Source organism: Frigoribacterium sp. MEB024 (assembly GCF_000878135.1).
In the GTDB taxonomy this organism is placed as follows: Bacteria; Actinomycetota; Actinomycetes; order Actinomycetales; family Microbacteriaceae; genus Frigoribacterium.
This window is the reverse complement of record NZ_JXQZ01000098.1, coordinates 1-2679: the sequence shown is the minus strand read 5'-3', so window position 1 is coordinate 2679 and position 2679 is coordinate 1. Positions and strand designations below refer to the sequence as shown.

Sequence of the window (2679 nt, the reverse complement as noted above, 5' to 3'; positions counted from 1 at the left end):
GCGGCCGGACGGCTGCCGGACGGCGGCCGGGCGGCGGCCGGGCAACGGGTCGGCGCGTCGGCGGGTCAGCGGGTCAGCGGCGTCGCCGTGCCGGTGACCGTGATGCCGCCCTCGACCGGGACGTCGACCACGAGGAGGCTCGGCCGCCCGACGTGCCGCCCCTGCCTCACCACGACACGGGCAGGAGGCGCGATCAGCTCGAGCGCTCGGAGGTAGCCGCCCAGCGAGGCGGCCGCCGACCCCGTCGCCGGGTCCTCGGTGAGTGAGCCGACGGGGAACAGGTTGCGCGCCTCGACCACGGTCGCCCCGGATTCGTCGACGCCCCGGGCGTGGATCACCGTGATCGTGCCGGCCCAGTCCTGCTCCTCCATCAGTGCCCTCACGGCGATCGGATCGAAACCGAAGTCGTCGAACGCCCGCTGGTCGCGGACCGCCACCACGGGGTGCCGGTTGCCCGCGAAGGACTCCCGCACCGGACGACGCTCGTCGAGGTCGGCGTGCGCGAGGCCCAGCAACGCCAGCAGCCGGTCGGTGACGGCCGGGTCGAGGTCGCGCACGACGGTGTCGACGCTCGTGAACGACGCCGTCACCGGGCCCGTGACGACGTCGGCACCGCCGCGCGACGTCTCGATCACGACCGGGCCGACCGCCGTCGCGAGCGTGAAGGCTCCGACCCCGCGACGCTCGGCCAGGGCGACGGCGGTGGCGATCGTCGCGTGGCCGCAGAACGGCACCTCGGCCCCGGGCGAGAAGTAGCGCACGGCCACGTGCCGGTCGTCCCCGGCGCGTGACGGTTCGACCACGAACGCCGTCTCGGCGTACCCCACCTCGGCGGCGATCCGCAGCATGTCGGCGGCCGAGAGGGCCGACGCGTCGAGCACGACGCCGGCCGGGTTGCCCCCGCCCGGCCCGTCGGCGAAGGCCGTCAGGTGCAGCACCTCGACGGACGGGGCGGACGGCGAGGCAGCGGCGGGGGCGTCGGGGTCGTCGGGAGGCGAGGGTCTGCGGTCGGTCACGACGCCACTGTGCCGCACCGCGCCTCCTCGTCGCCAGCGCCACCCGGGGCCGGGTGGCCCGCCCCGCTCTCGAGACCCTGCCGAGCCGTGCCGGACCCCGAGCCGCCTCACACGATCCGGCCGGCCTCGAGCCTCGTCACGCGGTGCGCCGCGTCGAGCAGCAGCGGATCGTGCGAGACGGCAAGGACGGCCGCGCCCCGGGTCGCCTCGTCGAGCAGCGTCACCCGGATGCGTTCGGCGCTCACCGCGTCGAGCCCGGTCGTGGGCTCGTCGAGCACCAGCAGGTCGGCCCCGCGCGCCAGCCCGTGGGCGAGGAGCGCGCGCTGCCGCTGACCGCCCGAGAGCGCGGCGAAGGGTCGCTGCGCGAGATCGGCGACGTCCAGGCGGTCGAGCGCCTCGTCGACGGCGGCGCGGGCTCGACGGTCCAGGGGACGCCACCGGCCCACGCGACCCCAGGCGCCGACCGTCACGACGTCGCGCACGGTGACCGGGAGCCCGTCCGGGATCGACGTGCGCTGCGGGACGAACGCGATCGTCGCGGTGACCGACCGCGTGCCCGACGTCGGCTGCCGCACGCCCGCGACGACCTCGAGCAGCGTCGACTTGCCGGCCCCGTTCGGACCGGCCACCACCGTGACGACCCCGACGGGCACGTCGAGGTCGACGTCGGCGAGGGCCGTGCGGTCGCCGAACGACACGCCCACCCCCAGGAGGCGCGCCGGGGTCGGGGGAACGGCGGCGGTGTTCGTCGTCATGCGACCACCCTAGTTGATAAGCGTTCTCATTCTCAGCTACGGTCATGTCTCGTGCCCTTCTTCTCCACCGCCGTCCTCGAGCCGTTCTCGCTCGACTTCGTCCAGCGCGCCCTCGTCGGCGGCGGCCTCGTCGCGATCCTCTGCGGCGTCGTCGGCACCTGGGTCGTGGTGCGCGGCATGGCCTTCCTCGGCGAGGCGCTCGCGCACGGCATGCTGCCCGGCGTCGCCCTCGCGACCGTGCTCGGGGCTCCCGTCCTCGTCGGCGGGGCGCTCAGCGCCGTCGTCATGAGCCTCGGCGTCGCGGCGCTGCAACGACGCGGTCGCCTGTCGTACGACACGAGCATCGGCCTCCTCTTCGTCGCGATGCTCGCCCTCGGCGTCGTCGTCATCTCGCACTCGGGCAGCTTCGCCACCGACGCCACGTCGATCCTGTTCGGCGACGTCCTCGCGATCACCTCCGCGGACCTCGGCCTGCTCGCCGGTGCGACGATCGTCGGCGTCGGCCTCGCGGCCGCCTTCCACCGCCCCCTGCTGGCCCTCGCCCTCGACCCGCGACTGGCCGCCGTGCTGGGGCTCGGTCCGCGCTCGGCCCAGGCCGTGCTCGTGGGACTGGTCACGCTCGCCGTCGTGGCCTCGTACCAGGCCGTCGGGTCGCTGCTCGTCGTCGGACTGCTGCTCGCACCGGCCGTCGCCGCGGGCCACTGGACGTCGCGCCTGCCCACGCGGATGGTCCTCTCCGCGGTGATCGGCGTGCTCGCCGTCGCCGTCGGATTGCTCGTCTCGTGGCACGCCGCGACGGCCGCCGGCGCGTCGATCGCGGCGACGGCCATCGCGTTCGCCGGACTGTCGGGCGTCGGCCACGCCGTCGTGGGCCGACGTCGGGAGCGCCGGGGCGACGGCGCCGTCCC

The 2679-nt window shown here is 75.6% G+C and carries 3 protein-coding genes; 1 reads left to right on the top strand and 2 read right to left on the bottom strand.

The features are described 5' to 3' along the window. Positions 1-65 precede the first annotated feature (65 nt). Positions 66-1016: a PhzF family phenazine biosynthesis protein gene (locus SZ60_RS14150; RefSeq protein WP_082060181.1), complete on the bottom strand. Its 951-nt coding sequence runs from the start codon at positions 1014-1016 to the stop codon at positions 66-68. Between the two features lie 107 nt (positions 1017-1123). Next, entirely contained in the window at positions 1124-1771 is a 648-nt protein-coding gene (gene aztA, locus SZ60_RS14145) for a zinc ABC transporter ATP-binding protein AztA (protein WP_043596955.1), read from the bottom strand. Between the two features lie 51 nt (positions 1772-1822). Here aztA and aztB point away from each other — a divergent pair. Beyond that, positions 1823-2679, top strand: an 857-nt coding sequence (gene aztB / locus SZ60_RS14140) for a zinc ABC transporter permease AztB (RefSeq protein ID WP_043596951.1), incomplete at its 3' end; no start/stop codon positions are given.